Below are 20843 nucleotides of genomic sequence, written 5' to 3' on the forward strand. Positions count from 1 at the left end.
CGTGCTGCCGGGCCCCTGCTGGGTCTCTCTTTGTCTCCTTCCCCCGGGGAGGGAGAACTCCCCTTTTCTCTGCCCAAGGGGTTCCTGTTCATCGGCTTCATCGGTGTCCGGGGGGTCGTGGGAGCAGTCCGGGCCCGCCCGGGGCGTGGGACGGGGGTGCGGTGCTCCGGTGGATGCGGTCGCCGCCCCGCCCCCTGCGCCGCAACCGTCCGCCGCCCGTTGCCAGGACCGGAGTGTGCCGCGGCCCCGGCCCGGTTCCCCTGTTGGTGCGGCGCACCGCGGGCACGCCGCACCAACAGGGCCGGGCGTGTCACAGGGGGACAGCGGTGGCCTGCAGGTCCAGTCGTGTGCCCTGCCACCGGTCGCGCAGCCGGCGGTCGTGGCTGACGACCACGAGGGTGCCCGCGTAGTCGGCGAGGGCGGCCTCCAGCTCCTCCACGAGGGCGGGGGACAGGTGGTTGGTGGGCTCGTCGAGCAGCAGGACGTCCGACGGCTCGCTGACCAGGCGCGCCAGGGCCAGGCGCTGCCGCTGCCCGGTGGACAGGCGGGCGACGGGCACGGTGAGCTGGTGGCGGTCGAACAGGCCGAGGGACAGCAGGTGCTCGGCGTGCCGGGCAGCGTCCCCGGTCCGTCCGCGGGCGAAGGCGGCCAGCACCGTCTCGTCCGGCCGGTCGTGCCGTGGCTCCTGCGGCAGGTAGCCGATCCTGCCGCGGCGGGTGACGGTTCCGCCGTCCGGGGCGAGGTGTCCGGCCAGGACACGCAGCAGGGTACTCTTCCCCGCCCCGTTGGGCCCGGTCACGAGGAGGCGTTCGCCGGCCGTGACGGTGAGGCTGGTACGGCCGAGCCGGCCCGTGACGGTGACGTCGGCGGCGTCGAGGACGACGCCCTGCAGGCGGTCGGCCCGCAGGGCGGGGGTGAACCGCAGCGGTTGCGGCGGGGGCGGTACCGGGTCCGCGAGGAGGCGGCGCAGCCGCTCCTCGGCGGCGCGCACCCGGCTGGCCAGGGACTGCTGCACCCGCCCGCCTGCCCGGTCGTAGGCCATCTTGTTGCCGTCCTTCCTCGCCCGGCCGGGGGCCACCCGGCGGGCGGTGGTCGCGGCGGCCTCGCGCAGCCGCTCGACCTCGGCCTGCCAGCGGGCGTGGGCCTGGGCCCAGCGCTGCCGGGCCGCCGCCTTCTCGGCGAGGTAGCCGGAGTAGCCGCCCGAGTAGCGGGCGACGGTGCGCCGGTCCGCGTCCACTTCCAGCAGGCTGGTGGTGACGCGTTCGAGGAAGACCCGGTCGTGGGAGACGGCCACCGTGGTGCCGCGCCGGGTGCGCAGGTGCTCCTCCAGCCAGTTCAGGGCGCTGTCGTCGAGATGGTTGGTGGGTTCGTCCAGCAGCAGGACTTCGGGGTTGGCCGCCAGGACGGCGGCCAGGCGCAGCCGGGCCTGTTGGCCGCCGGAAAGGCTGCCCACGGTGCGGTCGCGCGGCACGCCTCCCAGGCCGAGGCCGTGCAGGGCGCGGTGGACCCGGGCGTCGGCCTCGTAGCCTCCGCGTAGTTCGAACAGGGTCATCAGCTCGCCGTACTCGGCCATGCCGGAGTGGTCGCCGGCGGCCATCGCCGCTTCCAGGCGGCGCATGCGCTCCTCGATGGCGCGCAGGTCGGCCAGTGCGTGGTCGATGGTCTCCTGGACGGTGGCGTCGGGAGGCAGTTGCCCGTCCTGGGGGAGGTAGCCGACGCCGCCTTCGGCGTGGAGGACGACCTCCCCCTGGTCGGGCTGTTCGTGTCCGGCGAGCAGGCGCAGCAGCGTGGTCTTGCCGGATCCGTTCTCGCCGATGATGCCGGTGCGTTCACCTGCGGCGAGTGAGCAGGTCACCGAGTCGAGGACGGGGCGGCCGTCGAAGGACTTGCTGACGGCGAGTGCGGTGATCTGGGTGGTCATGGAGGCGCTCCGAAGCATGCGGGGACGGGGTGGCCGTCACGGACGGCGGGGCGGGAGGGGTGCTTCGGAGGAACATCGGCAACCTCATTAATGCGACAACTGTTGCATTAATGAGGCTGCCATGTCGTTCGCCGGTACCGCAACCGGTTTTCGGGTGCCGCCGCTCACCACTCCGCAGGCCCGTACCGGTGCGGGCCGGGCGGCGGCCTCCGGCACCGGCGGGGTCTTCACCGGGACCGGGTGGGGTGCGCGGCGGTGTTCGCGGCCTGCAGGGCCCCCGTCCTGCGGGCCGCCCGGTCGCACCGTCGGCCGCGGGGTGTGCTGCCCCGGGGGCATCCAGGCGCCGGCTCACGCGCCGCTCCCCAACGCCCCCGGTGTCCACGGCCGGTGCGGGCCGGCCCGTCAGGTGTCGCGGCGGGGAGCCCAGGGGGTGGTGGGCTGGAGGACGGCCTCGCTCAGGGCTCGGGTGCGCAGTTCGGTGATCTTCTGGTACTCGGGGTCGGCGACCATGCGGCTGAACGCCTCCCGGCTGGGGTAGCGGACGACCAGGACCGCGTCCCAGGCCTGTCCATCCTCGGCGACCAGGGGCGTGTCACCGTCGCCGGCGTAGAGCAGTTCGGCTCCGTACCGTTGCAGGAAGCGGCTCGCCTGTCGGCTGTACTCCTCGTAGGAGGGGCGGCCGCCGGGGGCGAAGCGCAGCAGGTTCAGCATGACGACGGGGCCGCCCGGGTCCTCCTTCAGCAGACGTGCGAGGTCGGCGCCTGTGGGGTCGACTGCCATGTGGGCTCCTTGTCGTGGCCAGCGGCTCGGCGGCTGGCGTCGGCGGTATCGGGGCGGCAGAAGTGTAGACGGGTTCCCCCACTTTCGCATACCGTCCGGTCGGTACATGAGGGGTGGCGGTTCGCCCAGGTCAGCCGCAATACTCCCGAAAGAAGGGCAGACGAATCGCTCTTACCGGGGTTTTCTCCACGAAACGAGCCGACCGGCAGAACGGGAAGCGGAGTGCGGTTGCGCCGCCCCCTTACCGCAGGCGTGAATCTCCTGGCCCGACGATTCTCCTTTGGCTTCCCCCACCGCCCCGGGAGTTCCCGAACTCCTCCTCACGCACCCGCCCCACTCCCCCACCCCGCTCCGCTCCCAGACCGGACATCCCCCTGTTCACCAGGCACGATACCCGCACCGAGGAGAACGGGGACGATGATCGGCCGCAACCGATCCCGCACCTCATCCCATGACCGGACACCGCCGCAAACCAGCCCATCCCGCCCGATCCTCCCTTTTTTCTGCGCGGTCGAATGACCTCCCCTCCCGGCAGCCGGCCGGCACCGCGGCCGTATCCTTCTGCACAGCCATCAGACTTTTATTCGCGCCGCCACCGGGAACAAGATGGGAAGCAAAAGAAAAATCCTTCTCCGGAAGCCGAGCGATGGAAGTCTCTCCCCTTGTCCTGACCGAAGACCGCTTCCCCACCGGACTGCCCGGACGGCGCGTCCCCGTCCGTGTCGAACAGCCCAGCGCCCAGCGGCCGTGGGGCATGGACCAGGCCCGGCCCCCGCTGGCCGTCCCCCGCGCGGGCCGGCACGAGAAGCCCACCACCACCCGCGAGGAGACCGTGCCCACCCAGTACAGCGAGGACAGCGAGGTGCGGCCCGACGACTACACCCAGACCGTGACCGACTGATGCGCGAAGGCCCGACGGTGCTGGTGCTGGCCCCCGACGACGACGGAGAAGCCGGACGGGTGAGTGCACGGCTCGCCGAACGCGGCGTCGCCTGCTTCCGCCTGGACACCGCCGCCTTCCCCACCGCGTGCACGGTCACCGCCGAACTGGGCCCCTCCGGGTGGCACGGCACCATCACCACTCCCGAGGGGACCCTGGACCTCTCCGAGGTCGGCGCGGTCCTGTACCGCCAGCCCAGCCCGTTCGGCCTGCCCGCCGGACTGAACGCCTCAGAACGCCGCTTCGCCCAAGTCGAGGCCCGCTTCGGTCTGGGCGGGCTGCTCGCCTCCCTGCCCGCGCGGTGGGTGCCCGGCACTCCCGGCCGGGTCGCCGACGCCGAGTACAAGCCGCTGCAACTGGCCGCGGCCGTGCGCTGCGGCCTGCTTCCCCCGCCCACGCTGGCCACCAACAGCCCCGAGGCCGCCCGGTCCTTCACCGCCCGCCACGACGGCGGAGCCGTGTACAAGGCGTTCATGCACAAGGTCGTCGCCGACGACGGCCGGGTCTCCCTCATCTACACCAGCCCGCTCGACCCCGCGTCGGTCGACGGGCGGGTCGCCTCCACCATGCACCAGTTCCAGGCCAACCTGGCCGCCCGCAAGCGTTTCGACGTCCGCGTCCTCGCCAGCCGCCGCCGGCACGCCGCCGTCGCGATCACCTCGCCGGACCCGCGGGCCCGGCAGGACTTCCGCAGCCGCTACGACACCCTCACCTACCGTCCCGTCGACGTGCCGCCGCAGGTCGCCGAGGGCTGCCGCCGCTATCTGCGCCTGCTGGAGCTGCGGCTCGGCGTCTTCGACTTCTGCGTCACCGACGACGGGCAGTGGCACTTCCTGGAGTGCGGCCCCGGAGCGCAGTGGGCGTGGCTGGAGGAGGAGGCCGGGCTGGTGATGGGTGACCTGGTCGCCGACGCGCTACTCGAGGAGCTGCCATGACCGCCCCGCCCGTTCCCGAATGGCGACTCCTGCTGAGCGCCCTGGCCGACACGCTTCCCGAGGAGGTGCTGGCCGACCCCGGGTGGCGCCGCGCCTTCCTCACGGTCCCCCGGCACGTCTTCGTGCCCGGCTTCTACACCGACGAGCGGCCCCGCCCCCGGTGGGTCAGCCTCGACGACCCGTCCTGGCTGCCGCGCGTCTACTCCGACACCTCCCTGGTCACCCAGATCCGGCGGCATCCCGACGACCCGCACAACTGGTGGCCCACCTCCTCCAGCAGCCGCCCCTCCCTCATGCTGGCCATGCTGCATGCCCTCGACGTCGCCGACGGCATGCGGGTGCTGGAACTGGGCACCGGCACCGGCTACAACGCCGCGCTGCTGGCGGCCCGCCTCGGCGAGGACGCCGTGGTCTCCGTCGACATCGACCCCGCCCTGGTGGCGGCGGCCCGGGCCCGCCTGGCGCGGCTCGACCTGCACCCGCGCGTCGCCGTGGCCGACAGCGCCGGAGGGCACCGCGCCGGAGCCCCCTACGACCGGGTGATCGCCACCCACTCGGTGGAGCGGGTCCCCTACGCCTGGGTGGAGCAGACCCGGCCCGGCGGCGTCATCCTCGTCGACCTCCGGTCGGTCGGCAACGCCCGCGTGGGCCGTATCGCCCGGTTGACCGTGCACGACGACGGCACCGCCACCGGCGACTTCCGCGCGCTCCTCGGCGGGTCGTTCATGCCGGCCCGCCGCGAGGTCGCCGTGCCCGACCGGCGGCTGCTGCCCGCCCGCGACCTGCGCGAGGCCGCCACCCGGCCCAGCGAGCTGGGCGCGGACGTCCTGGCCGACCCGGACCTGGCGTTCGCGCTGTGGGCGGCCGAGCCCGACATCAGCTTCGTCCCGTTGGGCACGCAGACGCTGCTGTTCACCCCCGACGGCTCGTGGGCGAGCGCCCCGCAGGTCCCCGGCGAGGTCCAGGTCGCCGGGAAGTGCGACCTGTGGCGTTCGGTGGAGGAGGTGCACGCCTCCTGGGTGGCGGCGGGCCGCCCCCGCGTGGAGGACCACACGATCACCGTGACCGAGCACGAGCAGCGCATCGAGGCGTGAGGTCAGATCGTGGCGCGGATGCGCGCGTCGTAGGCGGCGTGCGGTTCCAGGCCCACGGCGGCGCGGCGCTCGTCCAGCCTCTCGGGGTCCTCCACCTCGTACATCCGCACCCCGCCGTCGGGCAGGCGCAGGTACTGGGTGCCGTAGCGCTGCGGCATCCCCTCGTGGCAGCGGACGCGGTCCTCCAGGTAGGCGAGTTCGGCGGCGTCGGCCTCGCCCGCGGCGACCGCCTCGCGCAGCAGCGGCAGGCAGCGCTGCTGCAGGTCGTGCGGGGCGTGCTGGACCAGCAGCCACGCGGCGTGCGCGCCGTCCTGGCCCACCAGGGCGCGTCCCGGCCAGCCGTGCTCGTCGACAATGGCGCGCAGCCACGCGGCGTTGTCCTCGTCGACGGGGGTGACGACCCGCTGCCACTGCTCGGGGTCGCGGCCGACCGGCACGGCCCTGCGCGCCTGGGTGTCGCGGCGCGCCCGCTCCAGCAGTTCCTCCCGCAACCGTGTCGACGGGGTGGGGGTGTGGTCGTGCATCGTGCGTCCTTCCTGGAAAAGGGTCCTGGGAGTGGTCACCTTGCCACGGAATCCGATCTCATCCCTGCCGTTGCGGCCGCGGGTCGTGTTTTCCGCCCGGCCCCCGCCGCGATCATGCCCCCAGTGCCACAACCGCGGTCGACCGTGGCGCTGGGGGCATGGTGGTGGGCGGGGGACCGGCGGGTCAGTCGGTCCGGCCTGCTTCGGCGTCGGGGGTCTTCTTCGTGTAGGTGGCGCAGATGTAGGCGGTGACGGCGGCGAGGGCGGCCAGGACCGCCCAGAGGGCCACCACCGCCCAGGGGCTGTCGGACCTGTCGCCGACCATGAGCCGGGCGAAGATCCCCACGGGGAACAGGGCCCCGGCCAGCCCCAGGGTGGCGGCCATGCCCCGGGTCGGGGCGGGGAGGTCGCGGCGGACCAGCCGCCACACGCACGCGGCCATCACGAGGAGTCCGGGGGGCACGACGGCCAGGGCGAGGGCGAAACGGCTCTCGCGCAGGTCGACGGGGGCGTCGTTGGTGTTCTGGCTCCGACCGTGGGCCGCGATCTCGATCACCCGCCCCCGCCAGAGGGTGGCGGTGACCCGGTCGCCCTCGTCGAGCTGGTTGAGGACGGGGCCCCGGGACGAGTAGGTCGTCTCCCACTCGGTGCCGTCCGCGTCCGTCAGGACCGCGCTGTTGTCGGCGTTCCTGGCCTTGGTCAGGTAGATGTCGGAGATGGTGAACTCCTGCGTCCAGCGGCACTCGGCGGGCGCGTCCGGGGCGGAGGGGCAGGGCTGCGCCGCCTGGTAGGCGCGCAGTTCACGGTCACCGTCCGGCAGCGCCCGGACGAAAGCCACGACGACGATCACCACCACGGCGGCAGCGATCAGCAGGGTGACGACGGCCCTGCGGCTGAAGCGCCGCTTCTCTTCGGGAGAGGGGAGGTTCATAGCCTCCAGGATCCCACCGGACGCGCCTGCGGTCCGACCGGTTTTTTCTCCCGTGCCGCCGGGCGTGTGCGCGGCGCGGGGACGGTCCGGCGGGCGCGGTCCCGCCCTCCTCCCCCGCGGAAGTGGCGGGGTGGCCGTGGGCGGGGCCGCGCCCGGCCGGTCAGGGGATCGGTGCGTAGACGAGGTAGAGCACGCCGGTCGTCAGGGTTTCGCTGCGGATGAGGTTGAACCGGTGCGTGGGGGTGTCCTCGAACAGGCGCTGCCCGTGGCCCACGGCGATCGGGTGGACGAGGAGGTGGAGTTCGTCGAGGAGGCCGTGGGCGAGCAGCCAGCGCACGGTGGTGGCGCTGCCCGACATGGCGATGTCGCCGTCGACGCTGTCCTTGAGGCGGCGGATCGCGTCGGTGTCGCCGGGCAGCACCGTGGTGTTGTTCCAGGTCGGGTTGGTCAGCGTGGTGGAGACCACGTATTTGGGCACGGTGTTGAGGTAGGTCGCGAACGGCTCGTCGGTGCTCTCGGGCCAGTAGGCGGACCACTCGTCGTAGAGCCTGCGGCCCATGAGGAACGCCTTGTTCTTCTCGGTTCCGGCATTGACCACCGCGCCCATCTCGTCGTTGAAGTACGGGAAGTGCCACTGGTCGGGCGACTCGACCACTCCGTCGAGTGCGATGAAGAAGTTCGCGACGATCCTGCCCATGATGTCCTCGTCCTCGGGGTTCTCCGGTGGGGTTTCGGTCGGCTGGTGAAGGCCGTACCTCGTCGCGCGCCAGGTTATGGACGGGCTCAGGTATGGGTCTTGTACAGAAGCGACAGGGGCTGGGCGGGGTCGGTACGGCGCAGCTGTGTGGCGGTGCGGCCGATGAAGCGTCGGAGTGACCGGGCCAGGTGCGGCTGGTCGTAGTAGCCGAGCCGGTGGGTCACGTCCAGGGGCGCGGCCCCTTCGCCGAGCAGGACGGCGGCCTGGCGGGCGCGGTCGATCTGGCGGATCGCGCTCGGGGTGAGGCCGGTCGCCGCGGCGACGCGGCGCTGCAGCGTGCGTGCGCTGACCCGCGGGGTTTCGCCGCCGAGTGCCTCGGCCACCAGCGGGTCGCGGACGAGCACGTTGTCGCGGACGAGGCGGGCCACGAACTCCTCGGCGTCGTCGAAGGTGGGCAGGGGCCGGCGCGTTCCCGCGAGGACGAAGGTGTACGCGTCCGCGTGGGGGCTGTCCAGCTGCCTGTCGACCAGGCGCGGCATGGGCAGGTGCGGCAGGGACACGCCGTGGGCGAAGCTGATGCCGAGCGATGCGGAGTCGTCGGGCACGGCGGCGGTGCTCGCCGCGGTCTCCGGGCCGCGCAGCGCGGCGTGGGTGCGGCCGCGGTGGGTCCACACGACGAGTTCCCAGTGCGAGGTCGCCACCGAGGTCATGCGGTGGACTCCGCTGCTGTGGCCGCGCCACACGCGGGCGATGTAGGGCGAGTCCGACGGCCGGTCCTGGGTGTGCAGTGCCATCTGGTCTCCTTGCCGTGGCCGGGCGGGAGCGGGGGGTGTCCTGCCGGTGAAAGGGGTCGGTTACGGGGGTCTACTCGGCGGTCTGGTCGAGGCGGGTCAGGTAACGCCTGAACTTTACATCGTAGATTTCCTTTCGGTGGGTGGGGAGCACCACCGGGTCCCGCTGCGGGCGGGGCCGGGCCATCGGCTCCCCCACCGCCCGGGCGGCGAGTCGGGCCGCGCCCAGGGCCGAGGCGCTGCGCAGCCGGACCGGGTGCAGCTCCACGCCCAGCACGTCGGCGAGCAGGGCGCGGAAACGCGGGTCGCGGGCTCCTCCCCCGGCCAGGCGTACCGCCGGCGGCAGACCGCCGGGCAGCAGGGCGGCGGCGTGGCGGACCGTGAAGGCCACGCCCTCCACGGCGGCGCGCAGGATCTCGGTGCGGCCGGTGTCCAGCCGCAGCCCGCTCAGCGCCCCCACCCGGCCCAGGGCGGGCGTGCGCTCCCCGGTCAGGTGCGGCAGGAACACCACTCCCCCCTCCTCGGGCTCCCCCGCCGCAGCGGCGTAGACCTCCTCCCAGGTGGCGCCCAGCAGGGCGCGCACCCACTCCAGTGCCACCCCGGCGTTCTGCACGGCGGCCATCCGGTACCAGCCGGTGCGCTCGGCGGTGCGGTAGACGTGCACCCCCGCCACCGCCCCGGCATCGCGGGAGGCGGTGACGATCTGCGCGCCGCTGCCGATGCTCAGCTGGGCCCCGCCCTCGGCCAGTCCGGCGGCCAGCAGCGCCGCCGGGGTGTCGCCCGCGCCGGCGGCCACCGCCGTCCCCGCGGCCAGGCCCAGCTCCTCGGCGGCCCCCGCACTCAGGCCCCCGGCGGTCTCGTCGGAGGCCGCCAGCGGCGCCAGCAGGTCTTCCGCGCCGGCGGCGCGCAGGGCGGCCTCGGACCAGGTGTCGGCGGGCACGTCCCACAGCAGGGTCGCCGAGGCGTCGGAGGGTTCGGTGGCGGCCCGGCCGGTCAGGCGCAGCCGCAGCCAGTCCTTGGGCAGCAGCGCCCAGCGCGCCTCGGCCAGCACGTGGGGCTCGTGGCGGGCGACCCAGGCCAGCAGCGGCCCCGTCATGCCCGGCACCAGCGGGTTGGCCAGCGCCCGGCGGTCCGTTTCGGCCAGGGCGTGCCAGGCCCGCAGTTCGGTCGTGGCGCGCCGGTCGGCCCACAGCAGCGCCGGACGCACCGGGACGGCATCGGCGCGCGCCAGCACCAGGCCGTGCATCTGCCCGTCCACCCCGACCGCGGTGACGCGGGGGTTCCCGGCGGCGGCCAGGGCGCGGCGCACCGCCTCGACGGTGGCCCGCCACCAGTCGGCGGGGTCGGTCTCGGCCCAGCCGGGGCGGGGTGCGCGCACCGGGTAGGCGGCCTCGGCCTCCCCCAGTACACCGGCCCGGTGGTCGACCACGACGGCTTTGACGCCGCTGGTGCCCAGGTCCACGCCGAGCAGCGCCTCCCCTGCCATGGGGGTCCTCCTCACTCACACGTCCGCGTCAGATCGCCCTGCGGCGCTGCAGCCGGGTGAACGCCAGCCAGCCGGGCAGCACCGGAAGCCAGAAGGTCAGCAGCCGAAACAGTAGGACCCCCGACAGCGCGGCGGCGGCGGGCACCCCGGCGATCGCGGTCAGGCCGCCGATGAGCGCGGCCTCCACCGCGCCCAGGCCGCCCGGGGAGGGCGCGGCCGAGCCGAGCGCGTTGCCCGCCAGGTAGACGACGCCGACGGCGGCCAGCGACGGGGTGACGTCGAAGGCCAGGATGCTGGTGTACAGGCACAGCACCAGGCTCACGGTGAGCAGCAGGGTGCCGCCCAGGCCCAGGGCGAGGCGGCGCGGGTGGTGGAGGAGGTCGAGCAGCTGCGGCAGCACCCCGTGCAGGTGGGGGCGCAGCCGGCCCGAGACGGCGCGGCGCAGCCGGGGCACCGCCAGCAGGGCCGCGGCCAGCACCGACAGCACCCCCACCACGACCAGCAGGGTCAGCGAGGGGGAGAAGTCGCCGGGGTAGCCCGTGTTGGACAGGTAGGCGCACAGCACCAGCAGCGGCACCAGCGTGATGAGCCCGGCGAGCTGGGACACCCCCACCGCGGAGACCGCCTGGGCGGTGCTGGTGCCCTCCCGGATCAGGTAGCGGGTGTTGAGCGCCAGCGACCCCACGCCCGCCGGGGTGGCGATGCGCACGAAGGAGGAGGCGTACTGCACCAGCACGGTGCGCCACAGCCGCAGCCGCACCGGGGAGAACCCCAGCAGCGCCACGGCGGGCGCGGCCACGCACACCAGCGACAGGGCCACCGCGGCACCGGTCCAGAGGGGGTCGGGGTCGCTGATGGTGCCCCAGTCCACCCCGGCGAGCTGGTAGGCCAGGGCCAGGCCCACCACGGTGGCCACGACGACGGTGACGACGGTGCGCGGCGGCATCCGCTCCAGCTGCACCGGCTGGGCGGGCGCGTGCGGGGCCACCCGGGAGATCTCCGCACGCAACCGGCCGAGCAGGCCGCGGTGGCCGCGCAGCGCGCGGCGCAGCCCCGCGGGCAGCCCCACGCTCTGCAGGAACGGCAGCACGGCGGCGACGGTGTCGGTGCCGAGGTTGCGCACGGCCGAGTCCACGGCGCGGCGCGGCCCCACCCGCAGCGCGAGCGTGACCAGCAGGGCGGCGTTGTCGAGGCTGAGCATCCACGGGCCGGCGGCGACACTGCCGGTGGACAGCCCGGTCAGGGCGGCGCGTCCGTCGCTGCGGCGGCTGACGGCCCGGGGGCCGATCCCGCGGTGGGCCACGCGGCGGCGGTGCAGCAGCCGCAGCTGGGCCCAGACCTCGTCGAGGAAGTCCTCGCCCACCTCGGCGTCGGCCAGCTCGGCCAGCGGGCGGGCGGTGACGTACTCGCGGACCAGGAAGGCCGCGGAGGAGTCGAGTTCCCCCACGGCCAGCAGTCGCGGACCGGCCGCGCCCGCCGCGGCGGCCGCGTACTCCATCAGGGCGGTGTGCTCGACCCGGTCGCGCAGGCCCAGCAGCAGCGGCGGGGCCACCGCGTCCCGCAGCACGATCCGCGACAGCAGCCGTTTGACGACCCCGCTGGCCGGGTCGGAGGCGAGCACGGTCACCTCCAGGCGGCGGTCGACGGTCTCGGCCACGAACCGCTGGTTGCCCTCGTGGTCCTCCCCCGCCGGGTCCAGGCACAGCGGCTCCAGGCCGAGGCGGCCCAGTTCGCCGACGAGCCGTTCGGTGGCCGGCGGCGGGATGCGCACCCCCACCACGTAGCTGGTCAGGGAGGCGCTGACCGCGCCGACGAGCAGGGTCAGCACCAGGGCCAGGGCGGTGGTGTAGCCGGACAGCAGCACCGAGGCGGCGGTGACGGCGACGCCCACGCCCATCAGACCGGTGACGCGCACCAGGTGCACGGGCCGGGTGGCGTGCAGGTAGGCCACGGCGGCGGCGAGGTAGGCGTGCAGCGGGTTGCTGGCCACACCCCCCTCGGAGGCGCTGAGGACGGCGGGCACCGCCGCGCCCAGCAGCGCGGTCAGGCCCGTGTTGAGGGCCACCGTGGCGCCGTAGCCGAGCCCGGCCGCGGCCAGCACCCGCACCACGTGGCGCACGTCGCGGCGGATGAGGCGTTCGGCCACCGTGATGCCGCCCAGCAGCAGCACGGCCAGGTTGGCCAGGCCCGCGGCCAGGCCCAGCAGGGACGGCGGCAGCAGGAAACGCAGTTCGGCGGCCTCCCCCACCGTCGACGGCTCGGCCACGAGGGCCACCGACAGCAGGGCGAAGACCAGCAGTGCGCATCCGGCGACGGTGAACAGCAGGTCGAAGGGCCGTCGCGCGACGCCCGCGGCGGCGTCCGGCGCACTGGTACGGGTGGTCTCTGCCGTGGTCACGTCCTCTACCCTGCCCTGCCCGGCCGCCGGTTGTCGCGTCGTGCCGCCGCGCGCGGCCGACAGCCGCCCCGCGCGGCGGCCCGGACGCCCCGCAACGCCCCGGATGCGGCCCCCTGCGGGGGTGCCGCGGCGGGGTGGGACGGCAGGATCGTCCCGCCCGGCAGAACGGTAATCTCACCGGAAGCACGCTTTGTGTCGCCGTCCCCCGCGAAGGAGAGACATGATCACGTATGAGCAGGCGGTCGCGATCGCGGACGCGTGGCTCAACGGATACGCCCCGCCGGGGCGGCGCCGGGAGGTGCGGGCCCACGAGTTCGACCTGGGCTGGGTCGTGTGGGCCGCCCCCGCCGCCTTCGACCACGACCCGGCGACCGGGCAGCGGCGTCCCCCCGCCGACGAGGCGTGCGCGGTGGTCGACCGGCGCACCGGCGAGCTGAGCACCTGGCCGTCGGCGCCCCTGGACGAGGTGGTGCGGATGTACCGCGACAAGTACGCCGGCGACCACTTCCCCTACGACCCGTCGCTGCCGCCGGTCGTGGGACCCGGCAACTCGGTGGTGTTCACCTACCGCGACGCCACCGGGGAGGAGATGCTCCTCACCCGCTCCTCCGGCCCCGGGCTACCGCCCCCGGAGATCCAGATCTGGACCGAACTGCGGTGGATGGGGGTGCCGCCCGAAGCGGTCGTGGGCATCCACTCCGACCTGTACCCCGCGGACCTGCCCGGCGGCTACCACGGCCGGTTCCTGCGCGACACCTTCACCGGCGTGGAGGTGTCCTGCTCCCACGACTACGGGCCCACGCGCGCGGCCCGCGCCCGCGGCATGGCCGCACGCGTCGACCAGGCCGAGACCGTGCAGCGGCTGGCCGGCGCCCCGCCGCGGCCGCGCCCCAACCGGGTGCCCTTCCCCACCGGTCGCCCGGGCCCCCCGATGGCCGACGACACCCTGCAGCAGCTGCTGTCGGAGGCGTTCCTGCAGGTGCGGCGCTACGACACCGAGATCCTGGCCGCCACCGGCCTGCCCGAGCCCACCCAGCACACCCTGGCCCGGGCCGGACTGCCCGGCCTGGTCCCCCACTTCTTCGCCGCCGACCCGCCCCACCACCCGCCCGCCGGGGGGCTGTTCTGCGACGCCGCCGCCCACCTGCGCGCCCTGGGCGCCCGGGTGGGCGACCCGGCGCTGGAGGAGGCGCTGGGCGACCACGTACGGATCGGCAGCGACGGCGGCAGCGCGGTCGTGGTACGCCGCACCGCCCCCGACGCCGGGACGGTGTGGGCCGTCGACGTGGACAGCGGCGCGCTGCGCTACATCAACCGGTCGGTGTCCGCGTTCGGCCGCTGTCTGGCGCTGCTGGCCCGCACCCTGCCCGGCATGCGCGACCAGGACCCCTACGCGGCGGGCCGCACCGTCGCGGAGTTCCAGGAGGAGCTGGCCGGCATCGACGCCTCGGTGTTCACCGACCCCGAGCACTGGTGGTCGGTGGTCGTCGAGCAGATGTGGGACGGCCTGCTGTGAGCGGCGGCTCACCGGTGCGGGGGGTGGGCCTCGTGGCCGGGTTCGCCCGCTGAGCGGCGCTCCTCCTTCATCGCCGACTCGTACGCGTGGCGCACTCCGCCGAGCAGTTCCTCCCGGGCGTGCCGCTCCAGCGCGCGGAACTCGGCGTAGTAGCCGTCGTCGTACTCCTCCACCAGCTGGTAGGTCCAGCGTCCGTCGACGACGTTGCGGCCGACCAGGCGGCGCTGGACCGCTTCGGCGACCGTGTGGTGCCCGGCCTCGCGCAGCAGCCGCACCGCCTCGTCCAGCATGGCGTCGGCGCGCCCGGTCAGCTGGTGCATCGCGTACAGGTGGCCGCGGGCGCGCTCGATGGTCTCCAGGGCCTCGGTGAGCTTGCCGACGCCCGCGACGGTGGCGTCGTCGACTCCCGGGGGTCGACGGTCCGCGCCGCGCGGGGCCGGAACACGGTGGTGGTCCATGCCCGTCGCGCTTCCCCCGGGCGGGCCGCCCCATGCCGGCGAGGGGGATGTTGACCCGCGGTTTGCCGCACGGGCTCGGCGGTGCGGTGGCCGGGGCGGATCCGGGTAGCAGCGTGGGGGCAGCGTCGTCGACAGGCGAGGAGAGGAGGCTTCCCGTGCGGGTGTTGAGCGAGGAGGAGATCTCCACCGCGCTGGTGAGCCTGGCGCACTGGGAGCACCGGGCCGGTTCCCTGGCCCGGCTGGCGCCCACCGGCGATCCGGAGGGGATGCGTGCGGCGGTCACCGGTGTCACCGCGGACGAGTCCGACCACGTGGCCACGCAGGCCGCCCCCGAGGGGCTGGTGGTGCGGGTGGCCACCCCGGGGGCGGGGGTGACCGAGACGGACGTGGAACTGGCGGCGCGTATCGAGCAGACCATCGAGATGGGCGGCTCCGACGCCCGGCCCCGCCCGCCCCGCTGAGGGGCCGGGATGTCACCGGCCGCCGCTAGCGTGTCGGGTGTGACTCCCTACACCGCTGTTGCTCCGCCCGCCGACCTGGCCGGTGACGTGGTGCTGGGCTGGACCACGCGGCTGGGCGGCGGTACGCACCGCCTGGTCCCGGACGGGTGCGTGGACGTGCTGTGGCTCGACAACGGGTCGGTGCTGGTGTGCGGGCCGGAGACGGCGGCGTGGACGTTCGCGCTGCCGCCGGGCACCGAGGCGGTGGGGGTGCGGTTCCGCCCGGGGCGGGCCGCGACCGCGCTGGGCTTGGACGTCCCGGGGGCACGCGACCGGCGGGTGCGCTTGGAGGACGTGTTCGGTTCGCGGGTGCAGCGGCACGTGGCCGAGCAGGTCGCCGAGGCGGGCGGGGCGCGTGACCGGCTGCGCGTGCTCCAGGAGCATGTGCGCGGCTGGTCGGCGGAGGCGCCCGAGGCGGACCGGGTGGGGGTGGCCGTGGCGGGCCTGCTGGAACGCGACCTTTCCCGTCCGGTGGCGGAGCTGGCGCGGGAGACCGCGTTGAGCGAGCGGCAGCTGCACCGGCGCTGCACCGCGGTGTTCGGCTACGGTCCGGCCACGCTGCGCCGCATCCTGCGGCTGCAACGCTTCCTGCGCCTGGCGCGCCGCCCGGGAGCGCCCGCCGACCTGGCGTATCTGGCGTGCGCGGCCGGCTACACCGACCAGCCGCACCTGTCACGGGACTGCCGCGCCCTGGCCGGGGTGAGCCCCCGCCGACTACTGGCCGACCGTTGAGCAGAGGAAAGCGGCCGGGCTCTCCTTCGTTGTGGAGGGGCAATACCGGGACCGTGCCGTCGCCGACGGTCGGCCGCTGCCGGACTGGCCCCCTGGTCTCAGTGTGGTTGGGGCGGGCCAGGGCAGGAACACCGTTCCGTCCAGGGTTTTACGGGCTTCCGCTGCGAGCCGTCCCGACTTCCCTAAATGCACCCCTGGGCCTTTTGGGCGATTCGCCGGATTTTCGAGAAGTGAATGAAAACACCGCCGAGCGGTGGTAAAGTCGCAGGTCGTTCAGTATGCTCCCCGCGCACGCGGGGATGGTCCACAGGGCCGCGGGACGCCAGCATCGCGCAGAACATGCTCCCCGCGCACGCGGGGATGGTCCGGTTTTTAAGGGCCACTTGTCCTCCTATTCGTAATGCTCCCCGCGCACGCGGGGATGGTCCGTTTGTTGGGGACAGTGGTTTTCCGGACGCTGAATGCTCCCCGCGCACGCGGGGATGGTCCTCGTTGGGTGGCACGCACATGGAGCGGCTTCGCATGCTCCCCGCGCACGCGGGGATGGTCCCGACAGCAGCTTGTGCGGGACCGGAACAGAGGTCGTCCCGGCTGTGGTGCGCTGGACCGTCGCCCGTACCGCCAGGCCCGATGCTCCTGGAGGCATTCCCTCGACGTCCGTGTCCCGGCTGTTCGGGATCCGGCGTCCGCCACGGTGTGTGGGGGTCGAAGTGCCCCCCACACACCGTGGCGGCGGTCGGCGGAGCAGAGCCCTGGTGACGGCTCCCCGTGCCGGTTGTGCTCGACCGGTGTGCTGGTCGCTGTCAGGCCCGGTCTTGTGTCGCAGGGATCTTCGCTGGGCCGGTCGACTTGCCGGACACGGGACAGATACCCGGTTCAGGCCCAGGTGGGGCCGGTCCTGTCGCGCCGGCGTCGGGAAAGCCTACTGCGGCGGTCTGGGGGTGGTGTTCGTGGTCGTCTCTCGACTGCTGGGCGTGTGGTGATGCGCACCACCACGAGGGCGGGGTGGTTTCGGTCAGCGGTGTGCTCCAGCAGGTGATGCGGCGCGGACCTCGGCGAGGCAGCGGCCCGCTTCGAAAGCGGGGAACCGGTCGAGCATCGCGCGGCCTTCGGCAGCGTCGGTACTGGCGCCGAACAGTTCAGTCCAGAGCGTTCCTGGCGCCGAGGATTCCGAAGGTGGCCATCGCTCAGCCCGCCAGGATGTCACGGACCATGGGCGCCACCTTCTCGCCGAACAGTTCGACGGCGCGCTTCCGGGCCGCGGCCAACTGGGGTCCGCCGCTGTAGACCAGGTCGAAGCGTCCGACGCCCAGTTCCTTGACCACGCCTGCGATCTTGCGGGCGACGGTCTCGGGCGAGCCGACGTACATCGAACCGTGCTCGATCTCGGCCTCGAAGTCTGCCGGGCGCAGCGGCGGCCAGCCGCGCTCGGCGCCGATCCGGTCATGCATCACCTTGTAGGCCGGGTAGAACAGTTGTCTGGCCTCGGCGTCGGTGTCGGCCACGAATCCCGGCGAGTGCATTCCGACGGGGTGGGCGACCGTGCCGAACTGCTCGGCGGCGCGCCGGTAGAGGTCGATGTGGGGCCGGAAGCGCAGGGGGGAGCCGCCGATGATCACGAGTATGAGCGGCAGTCCGTAGCGTGCGGTGCGGACGACCGACTGCGGGGATCCGCCGACGCCGATCCAGGTGTCCAGTCGGCCGGACTCGGTCTTGGGGTACACGTCGGCGTTGTGCAGCGCGGCGCGGGTGGTGCCGCTCCAGGTGACCGGCTTCTCGTCGAGGAGTTTCACGAACAGGTCGAGTTTCTCCTCGAACAGCACGTCGTAGTCGCTCAGGTCGTAGCCGAACAGCGGGAAGGACTCGGTGAACGAGCCGCGGCCGAGGATGACCTGGGCGCGGCCCTCGGAGATCGCGTCCACGGTCGCGAAGCGCTGGAAGACGCGTACGGGGTCGTCGGAGCTGAGCACGGTCACGCCGGAGGCGAGGGTGATGCGCGAGGTGCGTGCGGCGATTCCGGCCAGCACGGTCTCGGGGGCGGAGATCGAGTAGTCGGGGCGGTGGTGCTCGCCGACGGCGATGACGTCGACCCCGAGTTCGTCGGCGATCACGGCTTCGTCGATGACCTGCCGGATCGCGGCGGGGTGGGAGAACAGCGCGCCGGAGTCGTCCCGGGGGAGGTCGCCGAAGGTGTCCAGGCCCAGTACGAGGTTGTCCATGTCATCGCCTCCTAGTAATTGACGCGTCAACTATGGGAAGGTGAGGCCCATGTCACGCCCACGGAAGCTGCCCACCCGCGACGAGCTGCGCACCTGGCGGAACTTCCTCGAAACCACGGAGAAGCTGCGCACCCTGGTCACCAGCCGCCTGCAGCACGACACCGGCCTCTCCCCCGGCGACTACGCCGTCCTCCTCGCGCTGAGCGAGGCCGAGGACAACCGGCTCCGCTCCTCAGAACTGGCCGCGGTCGTCGGCTGGGAACGCAGCCGCCTGTCCCACCACCTCGGCCGCATGGAGCGCCGCGGACTCATCCGACGCGAGGAGTGCGCCACCGACAGCCGCGGCGCGCACATCGTGATGGCCCCCGACGGCTCGAAGGCGTTCCACTCGGCCACCGTTCCGCACCTGCGCACCATCCGCGAACTGTTCGTCGACGCCCTCACCCCCGACCAACTCGCCGCCGTGGACGACATCACCGCCGCCCTGCGCAGGCACCTCGACCTGCCCGAGCCGAGCACGCCCGCCCCACGGCGCAGCTCGAATTCCCGCACTTCGAAGACGGGATGACCCGGTCCGTACGGCAGAGCCCGCCCACGTCCCCGAGACGGCGTCCGCCCCCGTGCCCCTCCCCTGCTCCGGCCGGACCTGGCGTGGCAGCCCTAGCCGGCCCCGCCCCTGCCACGTCCTGATAGGGGCGGGACCAGCCCACCGCTGGAGCTGCAATCCTGCCGCTGGACGCCGTCTCCCCGAACACCCCGGTGAGGCCCTCCCGCGCGACTGCCGCGATGGTCACCCGCTGTCGGTTCCTGCCGGTGCGCCCCGTCCCGCGCCGGTCAGACCAGCAGCACGGTCTTGCCCAGGGTTCGGCGGGCCTCCAGGGCGGTGTGGGCGTCGGCTGCCTGCTCCAACGGAAAGGTCTGCCCGATGTTCGGGCGGATCCGACCTGCCGCGGCCTGGCCGGGGTGAGCCCACACCGACTACTAGTCGGCCGTTGAGCAGAGGAAAGCGGCCAGGGGTCTCTTCTCTCGGAGAAGCATGCCGGGACCGTGCCGTCGCCGACGGTCAACCACTGCCGGGCTGGCCCCCTGGTCTCAGGGTGGTTGGGGCGGGTCAGGGCAGGAGCACCGTTCCGTCCAGGACTTTGCGGGCCTCCGCTACAAGCCGCCCTAACTCCTTTAGATGCACCACTGGGCCCTTTGGACGATTTGCCGGATTTTCAAGAGTGAATGAAAACACCACCGAGCGGTGGTAAAGTCGCAGGTCGTTCAGTATGCTCCCCGCGCACGCGGGGATGGTCCTTCTGCTGATCCGGGCGGGAAAATTCTCTCCCCATGCTCCCCGCGCACGCGGGGATGGTCCGATCGTCGACACGCTGGTGCCGTTGTGGTGGCGATGCTCCCCGCGCACGCGGGGATGGTCCCGTGATCGACGAGTCTTCGGCGTTGGTGCGGCCGTGCTCCCCGCATGCGCGGGGAGCACCTCACTTTTCCGGGGAGGTGTATGAACTCATGTGGTCTTTCGTAGTACAAGAACCACCCTCTTTACGACGTAGATCAGATCAGCGCGTCGGAGTGGACCGGAGCGACGTGTCCAACTGGCGGATCAGTGCTCCGACCCGTCCTCCGCCGGGCGGGGCGGCCGGGTAGCGCCTCAGGACGTCCGCCACGACCGGGCTCGCGAGGAGCAGCGACTGTGCGAGGTGGTCGGCTCCGACGGTGGGATCGTCTCCGGCGGCCAGTTCGAGCGCGCGTGCGGCGTGGGCCGCTGAGGCGAGGATGTGCTTGACCTGGGTGGCTTTGGCCAGGGGATGGAGGAACGCCGCACCGCACGCGTGGGCGGCAGCGCGCGCGGCGTCGCTGGCCGCGGCCTGTCCCGCGTCGCGGGTCTCCTGGGCCGCCCGGTGTGCCGCCCATGCGTGGTCCCGCAGTGCCTTGGTCCGCCTGGCTCCGTCCGCGAACGCCTGCGCGACGTCGAGCGCGGATCGCGGGCGCCGGTCGTCGGGGCGTTCACGTTCGAAGACCGCCAACGCGGGCCGCGCGCACGCCACCGCGTAACCGGTGACTTCACGCAGTTCGGACAGGCTGAGTTCGATGGCCGTGGAACCGTCCGCCATACCCTTCCTCTCCCCCGGCAGCCGGAGTCACTTCGACCGTATCGGTGAACCTCCGGTGTGGACTTCGGCGGCGTTCCTGCTGGACAACGGAGAAAAACCTTCAAACTGCGGTCACGGCCTGTCCGCGCGGGCGGCGCCGGGACCGGACCGTCCCGGCGTCGATCGCGTGCTCGCCGTACCGGAAGTCAGTCGGTGGCGTGTTCGTTGCACGGGTCTCGGGTGCGGAGGTGTCACAGGCGGAGCCGCTGTCTCGTCACGGGAGGTGCAGACCGTTTCCGTGAGGAGCAGGTGATGGACCTCGTGTTGTGGATCGCCGCCGGGCTGCTGGCCGCAGTGGCCCTGGTCGGCGGTATCAGCAAGACCTTCGTGCCCAAGGACCGACTGGCCGCCGTCCAGGGCGGGGGATGGACCGCCGACGCCAGTGCCGCCTTCGTCAAGACCCTCGGCGTCCTCGAACTCCTGGCCGCGGTGGGCCTGGTCCTGCCCGCCGTGCTCGGCATCGCACCGGTTCTGGTGCCGGTGACCGCCCTGTGCTGGGTCGCGCTGATGGTCGGGGCGATGATCACCCACGGCCGCCGCGGCGAGTTCGCGCTGATGGCGTTGAACCTGGCCTACCTTCTGCTCGCCGCGTTCGTCGCGTGGGGCCGCTTCGTCCACACCCCTTTTCCCGGATGACGCGATCGGGGCGCACCGGTGTCCGCCCCTCCCCCGCTGCTGCCGGTCCTGCCCGGCAGCACGACCGCCTGCGGTGCCCGTCGCAGAGCCCGGACTGCTCGAAGCCGCAACAGCCCTGCGGTGCTGTCCGTC

General features: G+C 73.4%; 20 protein-coding genes and 1 CRISPR repeat array. Of the genes, 8 read left to right on the forward strand and 12 right to left on the reverse strand.

The window, feature by feature from the left end; all coding sequences use genetic code 11:
- Positions 1–310 precede the first annotated feature (310 nt).
- The gene (abc-f, locus tag FOF52_RS06275; protein ID WP_248592890.1) at positions 311–1921 is read right to left on the reverse strand and encodes a ribosomal protection-like ABC-F family protein; all 1611 of its coding nucleotides are present in this window, start codon (positions 1919–1921) and stop codon (positions 311–313) included.
- A gap of 402 nt (positions 1922–2323) precedes the next feature.
- The gene (locus FOF52_RS06280) at positions 2324–2701 is read right to left on the reverse strand and encodes a DUF1330 domain-containing protein (protein WP_248592891.1); all 378 of its coding nucleotides are present in this window, start codon (positions 2699–2701) and stop codon (positions 2324–2326) included.
- A gap of 646 nt (positions 2702–3347) precedes the next feature.
- Here FOF52_RS06280 and FOF52_RS06285 point away from each other — a divergent pair.
- Genes FOF52_RS06285 through FOF52_RS06295 form a run of 3 tightly spaced genes read left to right on the forward strand, consistent with a single transcriptional unit; the run spans position 3348 to position 5670 of the window.
- Positions 3348–3602, forward strand: a complete 255-nt coding sequence (locus FOF52_RS06285) for a hypothetical protein (RefSeq protein ID WP_248592892.1) — start codon at positions 3348–3350, stop codon at positions 3600–3602.
- Positions 3602–4576 (forward strand): MvdC/MvdD family ATP grasp protein, encoded by a 975-nt coding sequence (locus tag FOF52_RS06290; RefSeq protein WP_248592893.1) that lies wholly within the window; start codon positions 3602–3604, stop codon positions 4574–4576. Before FOF52_RS06285 ends, FOF52_RS06290 begins: the two co-directional genes overlap by 1 nt.
- Entirely contained in the window at positions 4573–5670 is a 1098-nt protein-coding gene (locus tag FOF52_RS06295; RefSeq protein WP_248592894.1) for a methyltransferase domain-containing protein, read from the forward strand. Before FOF52_RS06290 ends, FOF52_RS06295 begins: the two co-directional genes overlap by 4 nt.
- A 2-nt stretch (positions 5671–5672) precedes the next feature.
- Here FOF52_RS06295 and FOF52_RS06300 read toward each other — a convergent pair whose 3' ends face one another.
- The 6 genes from FOF52_RS06300 to FOF52_RS06325 form a co-directional block, all read right to left on the reverse strand.
- Positions 5673–6194, reverse strand: a complete 522-nt coding sequence (locus tag FOF52_RS06300; protein ID WP_248592895.1) for a DUF6624 domain-containing protein — start codon at positions 6192–6194, stop codon at positions 5673–5675.
- Between the two features lie 184 nt (positions 6195–6378).
- A complete protein-coding gene (locus FOF52_RS06305) occupies positions 6379–7125 on the reverse strand; it encodes a hypothetical protein (RefSeq protein WP_248592896.1) in 747 nt (248 codons plus the stop codon).
- Positions 7126–7285: 160 nt separating this feature from the next.
- Positions 7286–7822: a dihydrofolate reductase family protein gene (locus FOF52_RS06310; RefSeq protein ID WP_248592897.1), complete on the reverse strand. Its 537-nt coding sequence runs from the start codon at positions 7820–7822 to the stop codon at positions 7286–7288.
- 86 nt (positions 7823–7908) lie between these two features.
- A complete protein-coding gene (locus FOF52_RS06315; RefSeq protein WP_248592898.1) occupies positions 7909–8616 on the reverse strand; it encodes a helix-turn-helix transcriptional regulator in 708 nt (235 codons plus the stop codon).
- Between the two features lie 70 nt (positions 8617–8686).
- Positions 8687–10099, reverse strand: a complete 1413-nt coding sequence (locus tag FOF52_RS06320; RefSeq protein ID WP_248592899.1) for an FGGY family carbohydrate kinase — start codon at positions 10097–10099, stop codon at positions 8687–8689.
- A gap of 28 nt (positions 10100–10127) precedes the next feature.
- Positions 10128–12497 carry a lysylphosphatidylglycerol synthase transmembrane domain-containing protein gene (locus FOF52_RS06325; RefSeq protein WP_248592900.1) on the reverse strand — a complete coding sequence of 790 codons (2370 nt, stop codon included), beginning with the start codon at positions 12495–12497 and terminating at the stop codon, positions 10128–10130.
- 220 nt (positions 12498–12717) lie between these two features.
- Here FOF52_RS06325 and FOF52_RS06330 point away from each other — a divergent pair, with 220 nt between their 5' ends.
- Complete coding sequence (locus FOF52_RS06330) at positions 12718–14013, forward strand: SUKH-4 family immunity protein (RefSeq protein WP_248592901.1); 1296 nt, start codon at positions 12718–12720, stop codon at positions 14011–14013.
- Between the two features lie 8 nt (positions 14014–14021).
- Here FOF52_RS06330 and FOF52_RS06335 read toward each other — a convergent pair whose 3' ends face one another.
- Complete coding sequence (locus FOF52_RS06335) at positions 14022–14471, reverse strand: hypothetical protein (protein WP_248592902.1); 450 nt, start codon at positions 14469–14471, stop codon at positions 14022–14024.
- 155 nt (positions 14472–14626) lie between these two features.
- Here FOF52_RS06335 and FOF52_RS06340 point away from each other — a divergent pair, with 155 nt between their 5' ends.
- Together FOF52_RS06340 and FOF52_RS06345 are read left to right on the forward strand one after the other, a co-directional pair.
- Complete coding sequence (locus FOF52_RS06340) at positions 14627–14932, forward strand: 4a-hydroxytetrahydrobiopterin dehydratase (protein WP_248592903.1); 306 nt, start codon at positions 14627–14629, stop codon at positions 14930–14932.
- A gap of 39 nt (positions 14933–14971) precedes the next feature.
- Complete coding sequence (locus FOF52_RS06345; RefSeq protein ID WP_248592904.1) at positions 14972–15703, forward strand: helix-turn-helix domain-containing protein; 732 nt, start codon at positions 14972–14974, stop codon at positions 15701–15703.
- 278 nt (positions 15704–15981) lie between these two features.
- A CRISPR array of direct repeats spans positions 15982–16253; the repeat unit is 28 nt; unit sequence ATGCTCCCCGCGCACGCGGGGATGGTCC.
- A 637-nt stretch (positions 16254–16890) separates the two neighbouring features.
- Here FOF52_RS06345 and FOF52_RS06350 read toward each other — a convergent pair.
- Positions 16891–17922, reverse strand: coding sequence for an LLM class flavin-dependent oxidoreductase (locus tag FOF52_RS06350; protein WP_248592905.1), 1032 nt, complete (start codon positions 17920–17922; stop codon positions 16891–16893).
- Positions 17923–17971: 49 nt separating this feature from the next.
- Between FOF52_RS06350 and FOF52_RS06355 the strand changes: the two genes are divergently transcribed.
- Positions 17972–18490: a MarR family winged helix-turn-helix transcriptional regulator gene (locus tag FOF52_RS06355; protein WP_248592906.1), complete on the forward strand. Its 519-nt coding sequence runs from the start codon at positions 17972–17974 to the stop codon at positions 18488–18490.
- A 266-nt stretch (positions 18491–18756) separates the two neighbouring features.
- On the opposite strand, the gene FOF52_RS06360 is transcribed toward FOF52_RS06355, so the two are convergent.
- Both FOF52_RS06360 and FOF52_RS06365 read right to left on the reverse strand, forming a co-directional pair.
- Positions 18757–18897 carry a zinc-binding dehydrogenase gene (locus tag FOF52_RS06360; protein WP_341849766.1) on the reverse strand — a complete coding sequence of 47 codons (141 nt, stop codon included), beginning with the start codon at positions 18895–18897 and terminating at the stop codon, positions 18757–18759.
- 584 nt (positions 18898–19481) lie between these two features.
- The gene (locus tag FOF52_RS06365) at positions 19482–20036 is read right to left on the reverse strand and encodes a putative immunity protein (RefSeq protein WP_248592907.1); all 555 of its coding nucleotides are present in this window, start codon (positions 20034–20036) and stop codon (positions 19482–19484) included.
- Between the two features lie 291 nt (positions 20037–20327).
- Between FOF52_RS06365 and FOF52_RS06370 the strand changes: the two genes are divergently transcribed.
- Positions 20328–20711 carry a DoxX family protein gene (locus FOF52_RS06370; RefSeq protein ID WP_248592908.1) on the forward strand — a complete coding sequence of 128 codons (384 nt, stop codon included), beginning with the start codon at positions 20328–20330 and terminating at the stop codon, positions 20709–20711.
- The last annotated feature ends 132 nt before the right edge of the window (positions 20712–20843 follow it).

This window comes from Thermobifida alba (assembly GCF_023208015.1).
Taxonomy (GTDB): Bacteria; Actinomycetota; Actinomycetes; order Streptosporangiales; family Streptosporangiaceae; genus Thermobifida; species Thermobifida alba.